Annotated in this window: 3 protein-coding genes; all 3 read left to right on the forward strand. The window is 37.8% G+C overall.

The window, feature by feature from the left end; all coding sequences use genetic code 11:
* Nucleotides 1–169 precede the first annotated feature (169 nt).
* The 3 genes from VHA02S_RS24920 to VHA02S_RS26030 are packed head-to-tail and all read left to right on the forward strand — an operon-like array spanning nucleotide 170 to nucleotide 807.
* Nucleotides 170–472, forward strand: a complete 303-nt coding sequence (locus tag VHA02S_RS24920; RefSeq protein ID WP_038899751.1) for a BrnT family toxin — start codon at nucleotides 170–172, stop codon at nucleotides 470–472.
* 1 nt (nucleotide 473) lies between these two features.
* Nucleotides 474–668 (forward strand): hypothetical protein, encoded by a 195-nt coding sequence (locus VHA02S_RS24925; protein WP_038899752.1) that lies wholly within the window; start codon nucleotides 474–476, stop codon nucleotides 666–668.
* Nucleotides 652–807: a hypothetical protein gene (locus tag VHA02S_RS26030; RefSeq protein WP_155397188.1), complete on the forward strand. Its 156-nt coding sequence runs from the start codon at nucleotides 652–654 to the stop codon at nucleotides 805–807. The genes VHA02S_RS24925 and VHA02S_RS26030 overlap by 17 nt, the downstream gene beginning before the upstream one ends.
* Nucleotides 808–838 lie beyond the last annotated feature (31 nt).

An 838-nucleotide genomic window follows, 5' to 3' on the forward strand; every position in this document is an offset into this window, starting at 1 on the left:
TTGCTCACCCCTTAGCAGGGCGTTAAATGACCTTTCAAATCGGTGCAACTTAATGTAATCGAGGTATGATGTATATTGAGTTAGCGCGAACTAAAGATATTGGTAAATCGCATTTACGCTTTGAAATTCTATACTCACTCGCACTCATATGAGGGCAAAAGGGCAAACTATGGAATTTGAGTGGGATGAGAACAAAAACTTAATAAATTTGGCAAAACATAGAATTGATTTTGCTGATGCTGTACACGTTTTTCTTGATGCTAGCAGAATTGAAAGAGAAGATACACGCTATGACTATGGTGAAGCTAGGTTTCAAACGATTGGCAAGACAAAATATGGTATCTTGTTTGTGATTTATACAGAGAGGCAATCAAGTGGTAATATTAGATTAATCTCAGCACGTAAAGCTAACTCTCGTGAAAAAAAATCTTATGAGAGAGGTTTTATGAAGCCATACTCTCAGGTGGTGTAATATGACAATCAAAAAGGTATCAATTGAGAATTTGAAGTTCTCTCGCGGGCAAACTGACAAAAAGCAACTTGAAGCGCTATCTGATAGAGAAATTAATGAGGCAGCCCTCAGTGATCCAGATAGTGTCGTTCCAACCGAAAAGGAACTTGAAGCGTTTGGTACACCAAAGGAGAGAGAGCATGACAAAGACAATTAAACTTTCAGACGTTCAATCACTCAAAGGCAAAACGAACTGGCTCTATTTAAAAAAGTCAGATGAAAGTAGCAAACCAAGCCAAATAGCACCAGAGATTCGTCAGCATCATTTAAACCAAATGAAAAGACCGAAGTCATAGGTCATTTAACAAACTGTTTAAGAGTGATTCG

It is taken from the genome of Vibrio harveyi NBRC 15634 = ATCC 14126 = KCTC 12724, assembly GCF_001591145.1.
Classification (GTDB): Bacteria; Pseudomonadota; Gammaproteobacteria; order Enterobacterales; family Vibrionaceae; genus Vibrio; species Vibrio harveyi.